Source organism: Serratia symbiotica (Periphyllus acericola) (assembly GCF_964019515.1).
In the GTDB taxonomy this organism is placed as follows: Bacteria; Pseudomonadota; Gammaproteobacteria; order Enterobacterales; family Enterobacteriaceae; genus Serratia; species Serratia symbiotica_D.
Genome location: NZ_OZ026452.1, coordinates 1,470,242 through 1,488,082 on the forward strand (window position 1 = coordinate 1,470,242; position 17,841 = coordinate 1,488,082).

The following is a 17,841-nucleotide window of genomic DNA, read 5'->3' on the forward strand; positions in this document are numbered from 1 at the left end:
CGTGGAAATACTGTTGCAAGTGCGCAACCTGAGCAAAACCTATCGCTATCGTAGCGGGCTGTTTCGCCGCCAGCACGTTGAGGCAGTGAAATCGGTCAGTTTTACCCTGCGCGAACGTCAAACACTGGCGATCATCGGAGAGAACGGTTCGGGTAAATCGACGTTGGCCAAAATGTTGTGCGGTATGGAGGAACCCTCTGCTGGCGAACTCCTTATCGGCAACCACCCATTGAAATATGGCGATTACCGTTATCGCAGCCAGCGTATCCGCATGATTTTTCAAGACTCAAGTACCTCGCTCAATCCACGGCAGCGTGTCGGTCAGTTACTGGACGCCTCGCTACGCCTGAATACTGACCTAGAGAAAACGGATCGCGAGCAACGCATCAACCAGACGTTGCGTCAGGTTGGTATGCTGCCAGACCATGCTTATTACTACCCGCATATGCTTGCCTCCGGTCAGAAGCAGCGAGTCGCGCTGGCGCGCGCGTTAATCCTGCAACCCAAAGTGATCATCGCCGACGAAGCGCTGGCGTCGTTGGATATGTCGATGCGCTCGCAGATCATCAACTTGATGCTAGATCTGCAAGAAAATTATGGTATTTCATATATTTATATAACCCAACACCTAGGTATGATGCAGCATATTAGCGATCAAGTTATGGTGATGCACGCAGGGGAAATCGTTGAACGCGGTAGCATAGCGGAAGTGCTGGCAGCACCATTGCATGAGTTAACCAAACGGCTGATCACCAGCCACTTTGGCGAAGCATTGACCGCTGATACCCGGCGGTGTGAGGGAGTCCAGTACTGACGGCTATCTTCAGCATACGCATGGCGTTGTTGAATCAATCGAACTTTTGGCCGGGACGAGGATCAGATCACTCTTCTGCTGTCAAAATAGCGACATTCCGTGGCCCAGCAAAAGTTCAACATCACCAACTGGAAGGCTTACAACAACGCCCTTATCACTCGGGGTGCACTCACTTTCTCGGTGGATGAAACGGCACTTCACGCCTGGTACTGCGAGGAAAAACCTTCTCTGAGTGGTCGCACACCACATTATTCCGATATGGCAATCACCAGCGTATTGATGCTGAAACGGATTTTTGGCCTGACACTTCGCGCCCTCCAGTGCTTTGTCGACTCCATTTTCACACTGATGAAAGTGCCGTTGAACTGCCTGGAAGACACCTGCATCGAAATCCGTCAATGTCCTGTTTAAAACCCCAACGCCGGGTGAAATTGCGCACCTCTTTATCGACTCTACCGGGCTCAACGTCTTGGGTTAAGGGGAGTGAATGGTAAAAAAAGACGGTCAGGAAGTACCGTAAAATCAAAGTCGCCTCGGCGGATCGGGCTTACGATACGCGAGTGTGTCATGATGAGTTAAGGGGCAAGAAGATCAAGGCGTTAATACCGCCCAGAAGTGGAGCCCGTTATTGGTCGGCAGACTATGCAGAGCGAAATCAAGCGGTGGCGAACCAGCGCCTTACCGGAGACAACACACGGTGGAAAAAAGCTATTTGGTGGTCACCTGTCGCTGCGAGATTATGATGGGCAAGTTGCAGAGGCGATGGCCATGATCTGTGCATTATTCCAAATCCGATTTATTTAACAAAGCCACTACTACAGTAAAAGCCTGATGTTAGGCTTGCCCGCAGCGGGTGATTAGCGTAAAACTGTCTGCCGCAAATATTGCTACTCACAACCCATTCACTGGACTATATGCTTCAAGATAATCCGCTGCTGGCGCAGCTTAAACAGCAACTTCACTCTCAGACCCCACGCGTTGAAGGCGTAGTAAAAGGCACTGAGAAAGGCTTTGGCTTTCTTGAGATCGACAGTCAAAAAAGCTATTTCATTCCCCCGCCCTACATGAAGAAAGTCATGCACGGCGATCGCGTGATCGCCACGCTACATACCGAGAAAGAACGCGAAGTCGCTGAACCGGAAACCCTGGTAGAGCCCTTCTTGTCGCGCTTTGTTGGACGCGTGCAGAAACGTGATAACCGCCTGTCTATCGTGCCCAACCATCCATTACTGAAAGAGACGATTCAGTGCCACCCAGTGCGTAGGTTAACTCACAACTTCCAGCCCGGTGACTGGGCAGTGGCGGAAATGCGTCGTCACCCACTGAAAGGCGATAGCGGCTTCAATGCCGATTTGACCCATTTCATTACCGATGCCGAAGACCATTTCGCACCTTGGTGGGTGACCTTGGCACGCCACAACCTCGAAAAAGAAGCACCGGAGATGGCCAGCTTCAGCGAACAGGAAACCGCGCTGGCGCGTGAAGATCTGACCGCGCTGGATTTTGTCACCATTGATAGCGCCAGCACCCAAGATATGGACGATGCACTGTTCGTGGTGGACAACGGTGATGGTTCACTACAACTGACTATCGCTATCGCCGACCCTACCGCCTACGTCGAGCAAGGTAGCGTGCTGGACGATATCGCCCACGTGCGTGCCTTCACCAATTATCTGCCAGGCTTCAACATCCCAATGTTGCCGCGTGATCTGTCCGATAACCTATGCTCGCTGCGCCCGAATGAATGCCGTCAGGTGCTGTCCTGCCGCGTAACTATCGGTGCTGACGGCATGTTGGGCAACGACATTCAATTCTTCGCCGCCAAGATCAAATCAAAGGCCAAGCTGGTTTACGATGAAATCTCTGACTGGTTGGAAGGTATCGCGGGTTGGCAACCGCCAAGCGAGACCATCGCGCAACAGCTCACCTTACTGAAACGCGTCTGCGATGCACGCAACAGTTGGCGTCATCAGCATGCGTTGGTTTTCAAGGATCGCCCTGACTACCGCTTTGTGCTGGGTGAGAAAGGCGATGTGCTGGAAATCATTACCGAACAACGCCGTAGCGCCAACAGCATCGTTGAAGAATGCATGATCGCTGCAAACGTCTGCGCTGCCAAGGTGCTTCGCGATCATCTGGGCTTCGGAGTGTATAACGTGCATACCGGTTTCGATCCGCTGCTGGTCGAACAGGCGGTCAGCGTGCTACAAGCCAACGGCGTGGAGGCCAACGCCGAGAAACTGCTAGGCCTTGAAGGTTTCTGCAAGTTGCGCCGCCACTTGGATTCGCAGCCTACACAGTTCCTCAACAGCCGCATCCGTCGTTTTCAGACTTTCGCGGAAATCAGCACTACCCCAGGGCCGCACTTTGGCTTAGGTCTGGAAGCTTATGCTACCTGGACTTCACCGATCCGTAAATACGGCGATATGATCAACCACCGCTTGCTGAAAGCGATCATCACCCAAAAGCCGGCAGAAAAGCCGCAAGATGAGGTCGCTGTGCAGATGGCTGAACGACGTCGCTTAAATCGCATGGCAGAACGCGATGTTGGCGATTGGTTGTACGCCCGCTATCTGCACGATAAGGCGGGTACTGATCAGCGCTTCACGGCGGAAATCATCGATGTTACGCGCGGTGGCATGCGTGTGCGTCTGCTGGACAACGGAGCCGTTGCCTTTATCCCTGCGCCGTTCATTCATGCAGTGCGTGATGAGATACTGTGCAGCCAAGAAACCGGTACCGTGCAAATCAAGGGCGAGGTGGCTTATCGCCAAAGCGATGCCCTACAAGTCACCATCGCCGAAGTGCGCATGGAAACCCGCAGCGTGATTGCCCGTCCGACACACTAACATCAGGCGTTCTTTCGGGAACACATCCCATACCGGCGATGAACATCGCCGGTGTTCTTTTCCCCTTCTGGTTTGCGAAAAAGTATGATGGACGACCTAAAGCATCATCACATTAATAGAGAAAAATCAACAAAATCTATGCTACCTGTTTTTCAGGCAGCCAGAAGATAAAACTGTTCTGCTGTAGACAACCCATCCCCGTGTGAAACATAATATCATGAAAACACCATTTATATATTTTCATCGGCCTTGTTGTAAGCCTTCCAGTTGGTGATGTTGAACTTTTGCTTGGCCACAAAATGTCGCTATTTTGACAAAAGGAGAGTGATCTGATCCTCGTGCCGGCTAAAAGTTCGATTTATTCAACAACGCCATGAGAAACCTTAAAAACCCGGATTGTACCCAGACTCAACCAATTAGGGACATCACTTGTGAAACATTAAAAATAAACAGGATCAGGATATTCGCTACCGTAAATGACGCGAGAGCACGAGAAAAAATTTCGAACTACCCCCCCCAGTGTTACCTGTATGCCTTTAGCTACCAACAGTTGCTTGAGAAGGTCACGTTTGTCACCCTGGGTTTCAATCACGCCATCCTTGACCCCCCCCCTCAGCCGCATTTCTTTTTCAGTTCAGTCGCCAGTTTGTCCAAAGCTGCGTCATCAAGGACAACACCGGTAATCAGGCACACGCCCTTCCCCGTGCTCCCACTGGTTTGACGCTGAATGCGCACTATGCCATCGCCCTTCGTGCGAGGTGATTTCACTTCTTGCTGCTTGATTCGCCCGCTGTCGGTGGAGTGCACCAAGCGGCTGTTATCCATCGTTCATCAGCTTATCCTCAGGCCAGCGAGGCGCGAATAGCGCGTAAAGTCGCAGCCGGATCGACAGATTGCATAATCGGACGGCCGATCACCATATAGTCAACGCCAGCAGCGCTACCAGCCGGCCGGATTCCCGGTTTGACCAGTTGAAATGCTCGGCCGCAAGCCGCCTTCAGTCGCTGCGCTTCATGGGCGGAACATACCACACCGTCAAGCCTGCAACTGTGTGCCAGACGCTCAACATACTCTGCTAGCCTAACGTCAATCCCAATACCGTGCAGATCATCCTGCTCCATGCTGGTCAGCACGGTGACGGCAACCAATATCCGCGCATTAGCACCATAGGGCAACAGTGCCTCTTTGGCGGCAGCAATCATGCTCGCGCCGCCGCTTGCGTGGATGTTAACCATCCAAACGCCCAGATCATCCGCTGCCGCCACCGCCACCGCCTGCGCGGTAGTATTGAGAATATCATGAAATTTCAAGTCGAGGAAAACGTCAAAACTGAGCGCTTGCAGATCACGCACAAGTTGCGGCCCAAACAAGGTAAACATTTCTTTACCTACTTTTAGTCGGCAATCCTTTAGATCGATGCGGTCAGCAAACGCCAGCGCAGTGTCCTTGTTTGCTTAATCGAATGCGACGACGATTGGCGATGATTTTAAGCCAGTATTTTTGATTTTATTCTCAGACTTCATTTCTTCTGCCTTCTGTAAAAAGGATATTATCAGGTAATCACCCGCCAGACTGAACGCCGCATTCTACATGCCAGCCCCCTTGGATCCCAGCTGCAACCTGCGTTAGCCGTTATATGACACAGTTTATGAACGGTAGAGAGGGTTCACAGGAGGCGTCAAGTCAATTATTTCTGGGCGGAAGTGATCGGAGTCGCTTCATTTAGATCCCTAATCGGCGTTGTTGAATAAATCGAACATTTGGCCAGCACGAGGATGAGATCACTCTCCTTCTGTCAAAATAGCGACATTCCGTGGCCCAGCAAAAGTTCAACATCACCAACTGGAAGTCTTACAACAACGCCCTTATCACTCGGGGTTCACTCACTTGCTGGGGGGATGAAACGGCACTTCACGCCTGGTACTGCGAGGCAAAACCTTCTCTGCGTGGTCGCTCACCACATTATTCCGATATGGCAATCACCAGCGTATTGATGCTGAAACGGATTTTCGGCCTGACACTTCGCGCCCTACAGGGCTTCGTCGACTCCATTGTCACACTGATTAAAGTGCTGTTGAACTGCCCGGACGACACCTGTATCAGTAAGCGGGCGAAGTCCGGCCATGTCCCGTTTAAAACCGCAACGCCGGGTGAAATTGCGCACCTCGTTATCGACTCTAGCGGGCTCAACGTGTTGGGTGAAGGCGAGTGGATGGCAAAAAAACACGGTCAGGAAAAACGGCGTATCTGGCGAAAACTGCATTTGGCCGTAGATACAGAAACACATGAGGTCATCTGTGCTGACCTTTCCTTGAGCAATATCACCGATACCGAAGCCTTCCCAGGTCTCATCCGTCAGAGGTACCGTAAAATCAAAGTCGCCTAGGCGGATCGGGCTTAGGATACGCGAGTGTGTGATTATGAGTTAAGGGGCAAGAAGCTCAAGGCGTTAATACCGCCCAGCAGCGGAGCCCGTTATTGGTCGGCAGACTATGCAGAGCGAAATCAAGCGGTGGCGAACCAGTGCGTTACCGGAGACAACACACGGTGGAAAAGTATCGCAGGCTACCACCGACGTTCGATAGCGGCAACAGCGAGGTACAGAGTAAAGCAGCTATTTGGTGGTCACCTGTCGCTGCGAGATTATGATGGGCAAGTTGCAGAGGCGCTGGCCATAATCTGTGCATTAAACAAGATGACGCTAGCCGGTATGCCAGAAAGTGTACGCCTTGCCTGAAATATGTCAATTCAGGGGACTCTTTATTCCAAATCAGATTTATTTAACAAAGCCCCTCGCAGTATGACAAACTCATAAATGACGTAAACGAAACCGTATGATAACTGCTCCGGCCATCACTGGTTATCATGCTGATCCTGAACAAGGTTAGCAGCGTCAACAATTCCAATTGAGTGGAGATTTTGTCTACGGCTACTGACCATCAAGGCCACGTATCGGTTTGACCGACGCCCAGCTCCGGCACGATGGGCAGTGCCAATAGAGCGAATGGGCGGTAAAGCCGCATTTATGGCAGCGATAACGTGGCTTGGTGCGTATCTGCTCGCCGACCATGTCACGTAGTAGCAGCAAACTCTCCTTTGCCCGCCCATCTTCGGCGTCCTCCAAATGATAATCCATCAACCTATAGAACACATGCATGGTAGGATGACGCTGCAATTGTCGGTTGATATACGCCTGCACCACATCGCACCCTTCATACTGTTCGATAATCTCTGCTAGCATCAGTTCGGCAGTTGCACCGCAATTCTCCTCCACACAACGTTTAAGGAAACCGGTCCAAACCTGCTGCTGTTCCGGCCAATGCTGGTAGCATTGGTGCAGCATCGGCAACGTCTCGCTAACCAATTCCTTATCTTGACTCAGCACCCGTTGCAGCGATTCTATCGCTTTGGCATAATCGTGTTGCGCGATATAAATGCGACCAAACATGATGGAGACGCGTGCGCATTGCTTATCTGCCGAGGCGGCACGCTTTAGTAGGGACATCGCTTTGTCGAGATCGTCACTACTCACCTCCTGCAATGCCAGTTCGCAGTAAAAATGAGCGATCTCAATATGCTGCTTATCCATACCTAGCTTGACCAGCTTTTCCGCCACGTCAATCGCTTTCATCCAATCACTGGTGGCCTGATGAATCACCAGCAGTAGCTGTAGAGCCGAGATGCGGAAATCTTCTTCGTCAATCAGTTGGCTGAACATGTCCTCCGCGCGGTCATACATACCGGCTGACATGTAATCGCGCCCCAGTTGTTGCACCGCCAACAAGCGCTGTTCGAATGTCAGTGACGAGCTTTCCATCAGTGCCTGATGGATGCGGATAGCGCGGTCAACTTCACCACGCGAACGAAACAGGTTGCCCAGCGTCAGATGAGCTTCAACGGTATTGCTGTCATCTTTCAACATATCAAGGAACAAATCGACCGCCTTATCTTGCTGATTGGAAAGCAGGAAGTTAACCCCGGCAACATACTCACGCGATAGGCGGTTGGCCTGCTGTTGTTTATCCTGCTGAGCACTTCTGCGCCCCATGTACCAACCATACGCGGCAGCCACGGGCAGCAATAGAAACAGCAGTTCTAGCATTGAGGCTCATTCCTTGTTGACGATGGGCTGAACCACTAGCTCAGCAGGCTGTTCAAGTTGCAGTGTCAGTCTTTTAATCTTGCGTTCGGCGCGCACAAGGGCAATGCGGGTACGCAGATAGAAAAGGCCACAAATGATCCATCCAAGGATAAAACCGGCACCAAACAGCACAGCTAATAAGGTTGAAACTTGATAGTCACCTTGGGCAATTAAGTAGTTAAAAGTCACTACCTGATCGTTATGTGCACCGAAGGTTGCCGAAATCACGAAAATCACCAAAATAAATAAAAAAATCAGCAAGTATTTCACATTCTTTCCCATAAAGCCGAGTTAATCAGATGAGCTATGCCAATATGTGGCTTCCCTAATTATTAAGTTAGCATTTCCCATCGTAGCTGGGAAACACTCCGGCACAATAAGACCACACATTTGCTCGCATTTTTGTCGCAAAAATTACCCCGGAAGCTGCTCAAAATAGCGGATTTATCAGGTTGTGAGGGCAACTAAACAAATGGCAATGGCATGCGACATCAGCAATTAATGCGGCTCATTCGCGAGCCGCTGATGTAGGTGACAACGTCATTACTTAATCAATTTTGTAGTTTACCTACCGTCAAGCCCTGCTGCCCTTGTGGTGGCATCAATAACCCATACCACCGCTGTGCCAGCCAGCAGGTGAGCGTCACCAGTAACCAACTGATCAACGTAGCCATGACTAAATCGCTTGGCCAATGCATATGCATACCCAGCATTAGACGGCTACCCATAACACCTACCTGCCCATAGCATCAGTAGCACTACGGTTTTGTAGTAGCGGCGCGGCAACAATAACCCAACACCCAGCAGCGCCCAGGTAACAGCGAACAAGGTATGCCCTGAGGGGAAGGCAAAACCGATTTCAAACTGCCAATGCTTGCTCAACCAAGTTGGCACCAGATTTTGCCCCTGCCACAACTCCGCCACTAATGCGCTAAGCTGTTTGCTATGTAACGAATAAAAGTATTTTTCATCAACGCCGTGATTCTTTTCGAGCCAAACGACAAATGGCCGGGTTTCTTGCACCCGATCCTTGATCATCGATTTTATGCCCCGACTGATTAACATCGCAGCGGAGAGCAATATTACCAGCCCGATGGCTGCCTTAGGGCGTAAGCGCAGGTACCACAGGAACCAGGCGCTGAGGAGAATGCTAGTGATATCGATTCCCCATGGAGAAGTCACGGTCGAAGTAACCCGGTACAGCCCTTTCAGCAGCGTTTCATCATTTCATCACTGCCGGGCCACCAATGCCAGCCGGATACCCAGAGCATCATCGGCATTTTTAGCAGTAGCAACGCTCACACCGCCGTGCGTTTTGCTATTTTATTCATCCCCCTACTCCTCATGGCTGATCCAACAGATAGTTGGATTGATAGTACGCGAAAAAAATTAGCTCAGTGCAATAAAAATAGGCGTTAAAGAATCTCATATGCTGGGTTTCTGAGCACTGCCAACCAAGAAATTGTGGCAAAATAGCCCATAATTAATGAAATAGAGATCGGCGTAGCACGCTTTAGTACTGGTCAGTTCAATGAACCGGACGTAGGATGCGTAACAACGATTGAATAGGATGTATTTGTGGAAAATAACATGCAGCTTAAACGGGTGGCAGAAGCTATGTTGCCGACACCTTGGGGTGATTTCCTTATGGTAGGGTTCGAAGAGTTGGCTACCGGGCATGACCATCTGGCGTTAGTTTTTGGGGATATCTCTGGCGAGATGCCGGTGCTGGCACGCGTACATTCTGAGTGTTTAACCGGTGATGCATTATTCAGCCTGCGCTGCGACTGCGGTTTCCAACTGGAAGCTGCGCTGGCGTATATCGCCGAAGAAGGACGTGGCATTCTGCTTTACCATCGTCAAGAAGGACGCAATATCGGCCTGTTGAACAAGATCCGTGCCTATGCTTTGCAGGATCAAGGGGCAGATACTGTGGAGGCCAACTATCAGCTCGGTTTCGCCGCCGACGAACGTGACTTCACCCTGTGCGCTGATATGTTCAAACTGCTAGGAGTGAATTCGGTTCGTTTGCTGACCAACAACCCACAAAAGGTTAACATCCTGAGCGAGGCTGGTATCAACATCACCGCCCGCGTACCCCTGATAGTAGGAAAAAATCCAAAGAATGCGTATTATCTAGCCACTAAGGCCACCAAGATGGGGCATCTACTGGATTTAAAAATAAAACCGCTGTGACAGAAAAATCATGGTGCCTTTGTTAAGGATTAGCGGCTTACAGAGGCAATATGTCAATAGCAGCCAGCTAGTCTATTTCTCCGTCAGTTTAACGCTCTTGAACATGGCTTCGATATCTTCGTTAGAGCGCAATGCTATGGCACTATCGACCACGTCACGCGTCAGGTGCGGAGCGAAATGCTGGATAAAGTCGTACATGTAGCTACGCATGAAAGTGCTACGGCGAAAACCGATTTTAGTCGTGCTGTAGGTGAAAACATCACGCGCATCCACAGTCATCAGATCCGAGTCTTGCAGTGGATCCACCGCCATACTGGCGATCACACCAACTCCCAGCCCCTGGCGTACGTAGGTTTTAATCACGTCGGCGTCAGTAGCAGTAAATACGATACGCGGCGTTAAGTCGTCACGATTGAACGCAGTATCCAACTCTGAACGGCCAGTAAAGCCAAAAGTGTAGGTGACGATTGGGTAAGCAGCCAACTCTTCAATGGTGATGTGGCTTTTGTCAGACAGAGGATGATCGGGCTTCACCACTACCATGCGATTCCAGTGGTAGCATGGCAACATAATTAAATCGTAATACAGGTGCAACGCTTCCGTTGCGATGGCGAAATCAGCAGTGCCTTTGGAAACCGCTTCGGCTATCTGCGTTGGCGAACCTTGGTGCATATGCAACGACACCCTTGGATAGCGTTCGATAAAGCCCTTTATGACGTTTGGCAAAGCGTATCGCGCCTGGGTATGGGTAGTGGCAATGTAAAGGTGACCTCTATCCGGGTAGGTATGCTCGCCAGCGACGGCCTTAATGGCATCCACTTTGTACAGCACTTCACGCGCAATGCGGATAATTTCCTGGCCAGCCGGCGTAACTTGGGTCAGGTGTTTGCCACTGCGGGCGAAAATCTGGATACTTAACTTATCTTCCAACATGCGCACCTGCTTGCTGATGCCGGATTGCGAGGTGTAAAGCCCTTCTGCCGTCGAGGAAATATTCAGATTGTTGTTAACCACCTCCAAAATGTAACGAAGCTGTTGTAATTTCATATTTTATACCACTCTAGATTAAAGACTGCGGTTTTCCGCAGCCAAATGTAACGGTATCTCAAGTATAATGACGAGTTAGAAGCCTTAGAGACGGTGTGTTCCTACTGCCAGATTCTGAAGATATCGCCATTATTAATAATATTTAATTAATAAAAAATATTTTATATAATTACTATATCGCATTGAAGCTACAAGTGTAGAGATTTATCAAATTATGAGAAGAATTCTATTGCTCTTCCAGAAACATAAAGATTTGGGCAATAGTGGCGAAAAACAGGCAAGGATAGATTCATTGGTGACGCGGCATTGTTGAATAAATCGAACATTTGGCCGGCACGAGGATCAGATCACTCTCCTTCTGTCAACATAGCGACATTCCGTGGCCCAGCAAAAGTTCAACATCACCAACTGGAAGGCTTACAACAACGCCCTTATCACTCGGGGTTTACTCACTTTCTCGGTGGATGAAACGGCACTTCACGCCTGGTACTGCGAGGCAAAACCTTCTCTGCGTGGTCGCCCACCACATTATTCCGATATGGCAATCACCAGCGTATTGATGCTGAAACGGATTTTCGGCCTGACACTTCGCGCCCTACAGGGCTTTGTCGACTCCATTGTCACACTGATCAAAGTGCCGTTGAACTGCCCGGACGACACCTGCATCAGTAAGCGGGCAAAGTCCGGCCATGTCCCGTTTAAAACCCCAACGCCGGGTGAAATTGCGCACCTCGTTATCGACTCTACCGGGATCAACGTGTTGGGTGAAGGGGAGTGGATGGTAAAAAAACACGGTCAGGAAAAACGGCGGATCTGGCGAAAACTGCATTTGGCCGTAGATACAGAAACACATGAGGTCATCTGTGCTGACCTTTCCTTGAGCAATGTCACCGATACCGAAGCCTTCCCAGGTCTCATCCGCCAGAGGTACCGTAAAATCAAAGTCGCCTTCAAGCGGTGGCGAACCAGCGCGTTACCAGAGACAACACACGGTGGAAAAGTATCACAGGCTACCACCGACGTTCGATAGCGGCAACAGCGAGGCACAGAGTAAAATAGCTATTTGGTGGTCACCTGTCGCTGCGAGATTATGATGGGCAAGTTGCAGAGGCGCTGGCCATGATCTGTGCATTAAACAAGATGCCGCTCGCCGGTATGCCAGAAAGTATACGCGTTGCCTGAAAGCTGCCCATTCAGGGGACTCTTTATTCCAAATCCGATTTATTCAACAAAGCCACCGCAAAGGTTGCAAGATCCCGGTGCCGGCATCGCGGTGACGGGGATAACGCTGATCCTGGTCACATTTCAGCGCTGGATCGTTAGAAACACCCGCAGTCCGGCAATGCGTGCAGATATGCTGCATTATCAGTCATATGTCATGATGAATGGGGCTATTTTGACCGCACTTAGACCCAGTTGATACGGTTTTCATCGGGCGGATGCCTTGTTTGCTTTGGATATCGGTGTCTACAGCGCCTTGTACATTAGGCTATAAGGCGATGCAATCGCTGTTGGATCGGACGCTGCCGGATAAGGAATATCAGGCCATTATTGGCGTGGCCTTTTCCTGGCCGGGAGTGAAAAGTGTGTACGATTTGCGCCCCCGTCAATCCGGCCATACGCGCTTGATTCCACTGCATCGGGAGATAGCGGATTCTCTGCCGTTACGGCAGGCACATATTCTGGCGGAACAGGTCGAGCAGGGGTTACTGCATCGTTTCCCAGGGGCGAATATCATCATCCACCCAGACCACAGTTCCGTGGTGCCAACAAGAAGTCAGGGGCATCAGGCGTAGTAATCAGATCAAAGCACCAAACCCCATGTCAGATTAGCTCAACATGCCATACCTTTTTTTACCGTTATATGGCGTGACTTGAATCAATTCAGTTGGACGTTTTTGATATAGTATCCCACCTAAAAGCGGGTTTTCTATTAGTCTGAGAGGTGCCAAGGGATGGGCGAAAACACAATTCTTAAAAAATTGCATCTACAGTTCAGAGGTAGTCATGATCGAAAAAATCGGTGTACTGACAAGTGGCGGTGATGCGCCAGGTATGAACGCGGCGATCCGTGGTGTGGTGCGTGTGGCACTTTCGGAAGGTTTGGAAGTTTTTGGTATTTATGATGGCTACCTCGGCTTGTACGAAGATCGCATGGAGAAATTGGATCGTTACAGCGTGTCCGACATGATCAACTGTGGTGGTACCTTCCTTGGTTCTGCTCGTTTTCCGCAATTCGAAGATGGACGTGTTCGCGCCAAGGCGATTGAAAATCTGAAAAAACACGGCATTGATGCGCTGGTGGTGATCGGCGGCGATGGTTCTTACATGGGTGCCAAACGCTTGACGGAAGAAGGCTTCCCTTGCATCGGCCTGCCTGGCACCATCGATAACGATGTAGCCGGTACGGACTACACCATTGGTTACTTCACCGCATTGGAAACCGTGGTGGAAGCGATTGACCGCCTGCGTGATACGTCCTCTTCGCATCAGCGTATCTCCATCGTCGAAGTCATGGGCCGCCACTGTGGCGACTTGACGCTAGCGGCGGCGATTGCGGGCGGCTGTGAGTTCATCGTGCTACCAGAAATTGAGTTCAATCGCGAAGATCTGGTAAATGAAATCAGGGCCGGGATTAGCAAGGGCAAAAAACATGCCATCGTAGCAATCACCGAGCACATCTGTGATATCAATGAACTAGCACGCCATATTGAGCAGGAAACGCAGCGTGAGACCCGCGCGACCGTGCTGGGCCACATTCAGCGCGGCGGAACCCCTGTCGCTTATGACCGTATCCTGGCATCCCGCATGGGCGCATACGCAATTGAACTGCTGTTGCAGGGTTACGGTGGCCGCTGCGTCGGCATCCTAAATGAAAAGATGGTGCACCACAATATCATTGATGCAATCGAGAACATGAAACGTCCGTTCAAAGGCGATTGGCTAGAAACGGCGAAAAAGCTGTACTGATACGCTATTTTTTCTGATGTCAAAAAACCTACCGCTTGCGGATAATGTCGGTAAATAACGCAGGAATCAGGCTTTCAGTCCTATTTTCCTTTGCACCGCATTATTCGTAAGCGGGGTTTTTATACTCGTCTGCGCTATCTTCCTAAATCGTCTATATTCAATATTTTTTATTCTTTAATTGCCAGTAAAGTTTCTTGCAGGCTCTCGGGGGCTTTGTTGAATAAACCGGATTTGGAATAAAGAGTCCTGTGAATGGGCATCTTTCAGGCAAGGCGTATACTTTCTGGCATACCGGCGAGCGTCATCTTGTTTAATGCACAGATCATGGCCAGCGCCTCTGCAACTTGCCCATCATAATCTCGCAGCGACAGGTGACCACCAAATAGCTATTTTACTCTGTACCTCGCTGTTGCCGCTATCGAACGTCGGTGGTAGCTTGTGATACTTTTCCACCGTGTGTTCTCTCCGGTAAGGCGCTGGTTCGCCACCGCTTAATTTCGCTCTGCATAGTCTGCCGACCAATAACGGGCTCCGCTGCTGGGCGGTATTAACGCCTTAACTCATCATGACTCACTCGCGTATCCTAAGCCCGATCCGCCGAGGCGACTTTGATTTTACGGTACCTCTGGCGGATGAGACCTGGGAAGGCTTCAGTATCGGTGACATTGCTCAAGGAAAGGTCAGCACAGATGACCTCATGTGTTTCTGTATCTACAGAAAAATGCAGTTTTCGCCAGATACGCCGTTTTTCCTGACCGTGTTTTTTTACCTTCCACTCGCCTTCACCCAACACGTTGAGCCCGTTAGAGTCGATAACGAGGTGCGCAATTTCACCCGGCGTTGGGGTTTTAAACGGGACATGGCCGGACTTCGCCCGCTTACTGATGCAGGTGTCGTCCGGGCAGTTCAACGGCACTTTAATCAGTGTGACAATGGAGTCGACGAAGCCCTGGAGGGCGCGAAGTGTCAGGCCGAAAATCCGTTTCAGCATCAATACGCTGGTGATTGCCATATCGGAATAATGTGGTGGGCGACCACGCAGAGAAGGTTTTGCCTCGCAGTACCAGGCGTGAAGTGCCGTTTCATCCACCGAGAAAGTGAGTAAACCCCGAGTGATAAGGGCGTTGTTGTAAGCCTTCCAGTTGGTGATGTTGAACTTTTGCTGGGCCACGGAATGTCGCTATGTTGACAGAAGGAGAGTGATCGGATCCTCGTCCCGGCCAAATGTTCGATTTATTCAATAACGCCGCTCATACCAGGAAAATAAAAAATGTCGCAATCTCCAATTTTTCTTCCAGCTTGACGCGTTTCAGTTCTTAAATTCATGCCGTTCCTGATGTCACGCTGCAACAAATTATTTCCATGCTGTTAATTGAGTGTTATTTTTTGTGCCTGCGATTAACAGGGGGATCAATGGATTGCCGCCTGGTTCGCCTTTCCTCTAAAGGATATTTTTATGAAAATAACCATCTGTAAGAGCCTCTATTTTCAAGTAATAACAGCAATTACGTTGGGTATCTTGCTGGGTCATTTCTATCCCGACATCGGCACTCAAATGAAACCACTGGGCGATGGATTCGTTAAGTTGATCAAGATGATTATTGCTCCAGTGATCTTCTGCACATTGGTGAGCGGCATCACGGGCATGGAAAGCATGAAAGCTATGGGGCGTACCGGTGCTATCGCACTGATCTACTTTGAGGTTGTCAGCACTGTCGCGCTGATTATCGGTTTAGTGATCGTCAATCTGATGCAGCCTGGGATTGGCATGAACGTTGATGCCAGCACATTGGACACTAAAGCGGTGGTAATCTATGCTGAGCAAGCGAAACAGCAAGGCATCATTGCGTTCCTACTGGACATTATTCCCGGCAGTATGATTGGCGCGTTCGCTAGCGGCAACATTCTACAGGTGCTGTTGTTTGCTGTGTTGTTCGGTTTTTTGCTGCATAATCTGGGTGAAAAGGATCAGTTGATCTTCAATGTGATCGACAGTTTTTCACAGGTCATGTTTGGCATCATCAACATGATTATGCGGCTAGCTCCGCTGGGGGCGTCAGTACGCCGCAGCGGCCGAATGACCGCATCGAATTGCGGCTGAGGATTAATACCGTTTCTCTGGCGGAGTCTGCTCAACAGATCGGCTTCGCCCATTTATTGTCGCGCCTGTCTCTGGGGCACAGCGGAAGTCTTTCCACTTTGCAACTTCGTTCGCTATGGCAGCAGAGCCTCGACAATGAAAGGCCTTTACCGCTCGCCATCAGCTCTTACCGACCTGCTGAAAGATGCGTTGGTGTGGCTTTCCGATATCACTGGCAAGCTGGCTCTCAATGAGCATAGAGTACAGGCGGTGATGAGTGTCTGCATCGATCCAGTTGGCACCTTCCCGCCAAATCTGCAAGATGCCTGGTGGCGTTATCGTCTGAAAGGCTCGACATTGGCGGCACAGGATCCGGCTCAGCCGGTAAAGCTGCCAGTCAATATCGATCAACTGAAGAAATTCTATTACCAGTAGTATACCCCAGATGCTATGGCACTGTATGTGGTCGGTAGGGTAGACAGCCGCAGTTTGGGTGAACAGATCAGCGAGGCTTTCTCACCGCTGAAAGGCAAACGCAAAATCCCAGCTATCATGCCGATGTTGGCACCGTTGCCGCCGCAACCGGTGAGCCTGACTAATAAACTGGTGAAGCAGGATACACTAGCGATGATATGGCATCCCATCTGTGGAGCGAGGAACCTGGGCTGCTACTGGCGCAGCAATCTCGCTCATGAGGCGCTGTTCTGGCATCTCTAGCATGCCATGGAAAAGAGAGTGATCACGAGAACCTGCAACTGGGCCTTGATTGCCGGGTACAATATCAGCGTGCTCAATGCGCCATCCATCTGGATACACCGAATAACCACCTGAACAGTAGAGTGGGTTTTATCGCCCGCGAGTTTGTTAACGTGCGCAATAATAGATTGCCGGAGGAAGCGTGCACTAACCTGCTGATGCAGAAAAAGGATCAAAGGATCAACTGAGCAAACTGTTTGCCGCCTATGCACACACCGATACCGATGTACTGCTGAGCCAGCATCTAGGTTCTCAGCAAAGAGGTGTGGTGGATATCGCTCTGGAGCAGTATCAGAGGTTGCGTCAAGCGTTCCTGTTCGGCTTGACGTTTGAGGTGCTGGATCGGGAGTTGAAGTTGCAGCTTTCTCAGGATGTGACCTTGGTGCTGAAGGAACCAGAAGGTGAGCCGGAAATCGGTATGAAGCAGTTGCAGTAAACCTATAATGGAATCATATCTACAGCGTCTTGTGGTGGAGAAAGCCGTGGATCTTACCACACGGAAGCCTTGAGGGGGGCTTCGGCCACCTCAGCTACGGTATAGCACTTTGATGATGTGATAACCGAACAGGGTTTTGACCGGGCCATAGGGTTTGAGTAGCGGAATGCTAAAGACTGCTTTATCAAAGGCAGCGTCCATGCTGCCTTTGATAAACTCACCCAGTGAACCACCATGACGTTTTGACGGGCAGCCTGAATATTTGCGCGCCAGCGTATCGAAGCTGACGCCGCGCTTCATCTTGACTAGCAGCACATTGGCCAATTTTTCATTGTCCACCAAGTATGTGCAGGGCACATGCTATCTTTGCCATGGTAATGCTTTTATCAATGCGGAAATTGCGCTGATTATACCCTATGAATTTCAAATTGCAGCTAGGCGGCAAATTCGTGAGTCTCCAGGCGATGACCCAAGTAAGTCACTGGGGTGGCAATATTGCCGGGACAAATCGGTAGGGAACCCATTTGAATGCCGCAAAGTGGTGTCCCGAAG

General features: G+C 50.3%; 10 protein-coding genes and 11 pseudogenes. 12 read left to right on the forward strand and 9 right to left on the reverse strand.

All coding sequences use genetic code 11. The features are described from left to right. Window position 1 precedes the first annotated feature (1 nt). The 4 genes and pseudogenes from sapF (at window position 2) to AACL06_RS07980 (ending at window position 3,663) form a co-directional block, all read left to right on the forward strand. Window positions 2-814: a putrescine export ABC transporter ATP-binding protein SapF gene (gene sapF, locus AACL06_RS07965; protein WP_339036723.1), complete on the forward strand. Its 813-nt coding sequence runs from the start codon at window positions 2-4 to the stop codon at window positions 812-814. Between the two features lie 26 nt (window positions 815-840). After that, the gene (locus AACL06_RS07970; RefSeq protein ID WP_339036725.1) at window positions 841-1,002 is read left to right on the forward strand and encodes a hypothetical protein; all 162 of its coding nucleotides are present in this window, start codon (window positions 841-843) and stop codon (window positions 1,000-1,002) included. Next, window positions 935-1,618 (forward strand): annotated as a pseudogene (locus AACL06_RS07975) (transposase). The gene AACL06_RS07970 and the pseudogene AACL06_RS07975 overlap by 68 nt, the downstream one beginning before the upstream one ends. A gap of 110 nt (window positions 1,619-1,728) precedes the next feature. After that, window positions 1,729-3,663 carry an exoribonuclease II gene (locus AACL06_RS07980; protein WP_339036727.1) on the forward strand — a complete coding sequence of 645 codons (1,935 nt, stop codon included), beginning with the start codon at window positions 1,729-1,731 and terminating at the stop codon, window positions 3,661-3,663. Between the two features lie 511 nt (window positions 3,664-4,174). Here AACL06_RS07980 and AACL06_RS07985 read toward each other — a convergent pair. After that, a pseudogene (locus AACL06_RS07985) lies at window positions 4,175-4,488 on the reverse strand (translation initiation factor); the annotation flags it as partial. A gap of 17 nt (window positions 4,489-4,505) precedes the next feature. After that, window positions 4,506-5,186 (reverse strand): annotated as a pseudogene (gene pyrF, locus AACL06_RS07990) (orotidine-5'-phosphate decarboxylase). Window positions 5,187-5,476: 290 nt separating this feature from the next. Between pyrF and AACL06_RS07995 the strand changes: the two are divergent. Beyond that, a pseudogene (locus AACL06_RS07995) lies at window positions 5,477-6,400 on the forward strand (IS5 family transposase). 192 nt (window positions 6,401-6,592) lie between these two features. Here AACL06_RS07995 and lapB read toward each other — a convergent pair. The 3 genes and pseudogenes from lapB to pgpB form a co-directional block, all read right to left on the reverse strand. Further along, complete coding sequence (gene lapB / locus AACL06_RS08000; protein ID WP_339036729.1) at window positions 6,593-7,765, reverse strand: lipopolysaccharide assembly protein LapB; 1,173 nt, start codon at window positions 7,763-7,765, stop codon at window positions 6,593-6,595. A gap of 6 nt (window positions 7,766-7,771) precedes the next feature. Then, the gene (locus AACL06_RS08005) at window positions 7,772-8,074 is read right to left on the reverse strand and encodes a LapA family protein (protein WP_339036731.1); all 303 of its coding nucleotides are present in this window, start codon (window positions 8,072-8,074) and stop codon (window positions 7,772-7,774) included. Window positions 8,075-8,355: 281 nt separating this feature from the next. Further along, window positions 8,356-9,084: pseudogene (pgpB, locus tag AACL06_RS08010) on the reverse strand (phosphatidylglycerophosphatase B). A 310-nt stretch (window positions 9,085-9,394) separates the two neighbouring features. On the opposite strand from pgpB, the gene ribA reads away from it, so the two are divergent. After that, window positions 9,395-10,000: a GTP cyclohydrolase II gene (ribA, locus tag AACL06_RS08015; protein WP_339038356.1), complete on the forward strand. Its 606-nt coding sequence runs from the start codon at window positions 9,395-9,397 to the stop codon at window positions 9,998-10,000. A 72-nt stretch (window positions 10,001-10,072) separates the two neighbouring features. Here the strand turns inward: ribA and cysB are convergent, their stop codons facing one another. After that, window positions 10,073-11,047 carry an HTH-type transcriptional regulator CysB gene (cysB, locus tag AACL06_RS08020; RefSeq protein ID WP_339036734.1) on the reverse strand — a complete coding sequence of 325 codons (975 nt, stop codon included), beginning with the start codon at window positions 11,045-11,047 and terminating at the stop codon, window positions 10,073-10,075. 306 nt (window positions 11,048-11,353) lie between these two features. Here cysB and AACL06_RS08025 point away from each other — a divergent pair, with 306 nt between their 5' ends. The 4 genes and pseudogenes from AACL06_RS08025 to pfkA all read left to right on the forward strand — a co-directional run bounded on the left by AACL06_RS08025 (window position 11,354) and on the right by pfkA (window position 14,017). Continuing rightward, complete coding sequence (locus AACL06_RS08025) at window positions 11,354-11,515, forward strand: hypothetical protein (RefSeq protein WP_339036736.1); 162 nt, start codon at window positions 11,354-11,356, stop codon at window positions 11,513-11,515. Beyond that, window positions 11,448-12,229, forward strand: a pseudogene (locus AACL06_RS08030) (IS5 family transposase). The gene AACL06_RS08025 and the pseudogene AACL06_RS08030 overlap by 68 nt, the downstream one beginning before the upstream one ends. A 55-nt stretch (window positions 12,230-12,284) precedes the next feature. Further along, window positions 12,285-12,843: pseudogene (locus AACL06_RS08035) on the forward strand (cation transporter dimerization domain-containing protein); the annotation flags it as partial. A 211-nt stretch (window positions 12,844-13,054) separates the two neighbouring features. Beyond that, window positions 13,055-14,017 carry a 6-phosphofructokinase gene (gene pfkA / locus AACL06_RS08040; protein WP_339036738.1) on the forward strand — a complete coding sequence of 321 codons (963 nt, stop codon included), beginning with the start codon at window positions 13,055-13,057 and terminating at the stop codon, window positions 14,015-14,017. Between the two features lie 263 nt (window positions 14,018-14,280). Here the strand turns inward: pfkA and AACL06_RS08045 are convergent. Together AACL06_RS08045 and AACL06_RS08050 are read right to left on the reverse strand one after the other, a co-directional pair. Beyond that, window positions 14,281-15,167, reverse strand: a pseudogene (locus AACL06_RS08045) (IS5 family transposase). Beyond that, entirely contained in the window at window positions 15,100-15,258 is a 159-nt protein-coding gene (locus AACL06_RS08050) for a hypothetical protein (RefSeq protein WP_339036739.1), read from the reverse strand. The pseudogene AACL06_RS08045 and the gene AACL06_RS08050 overlap by 68 nt, the downstream one beginning before the upstream one ends. Window positions 15,259-15,473: 215 nt before the next feature. Here AACL06_RS08050 and AACL06_RS08055 point away from each other — a divergent pair. Both AACL06_RS08055 and AACL06_RS08060 read left to right on the forward strand, forming a co-directional pair. Continuing rightward, window positions 15,474-16,073: pseudogene (locus AACL06_RS08055) on the forward strand (cation:dicarboxylate symporter family transporter); the annotation flags it as partial. Between the two features lie 29 nt (window positions 16,074-16,102). Next, window positions 16,103-17,286 (forward strand): annotated as a pseudogene (locus AACL06_RS08060) (insulinase family protein); the annotation flags it as partial. A 93-nt stretch (window positions 17,287-17,379) separates the two neighbouring features. Here the strand turns inward: AACL06_RS08060 and AACL06_RS08065 are convergent. After that, a pseudogene (locus tag AACL06_RS08065) lies at window positions 17,380-17,662 on the reverse strand (peptidylprolyl isomerase). Window positions 17,663-17,841: the final 179 nt, after the last annotated feature.

What these genes read in the sequence shown, in the direction of transcription:
- lapB (WP_339036729.1), bottom strand. Translation starts at nt 7,765, where the DNA reads ATGCTAGAACTGCTGTTTCTATTGCTGCCCGTGGCTGCCGCGTATGGT.
- AACL06_RS07980 (WP_339036727.1), top strand. Translation starts at nt 1,729, where the DNA reads ATGCTTCAAGATAATCCGCTGCTGGCGCAGCTTAAACAGCAACTTCAC.
- cysB (WP_339036734.1), bottom strand. Translation starts at nt 11,047, where the DNA reads ATGAAATTACAACAGCTTCGTTACATTTTGGAGGTGGTTAACAACAAT.
- ribA (WP_339038356.1), top strand. Translation starts at nt 9,395, where the DNA reads ATGCAGCTTAAACGGGTGGCAGAAGCTATGTTGCCGACACCTTGGGGT.
- pfkA (WP_339036738.1), top strand. Translation starts at nt 13,055, where the DNA reads ATGATCGAAAAAATCGGTGTACTGACAAGTGGCGGTGATGCGCCAGGT.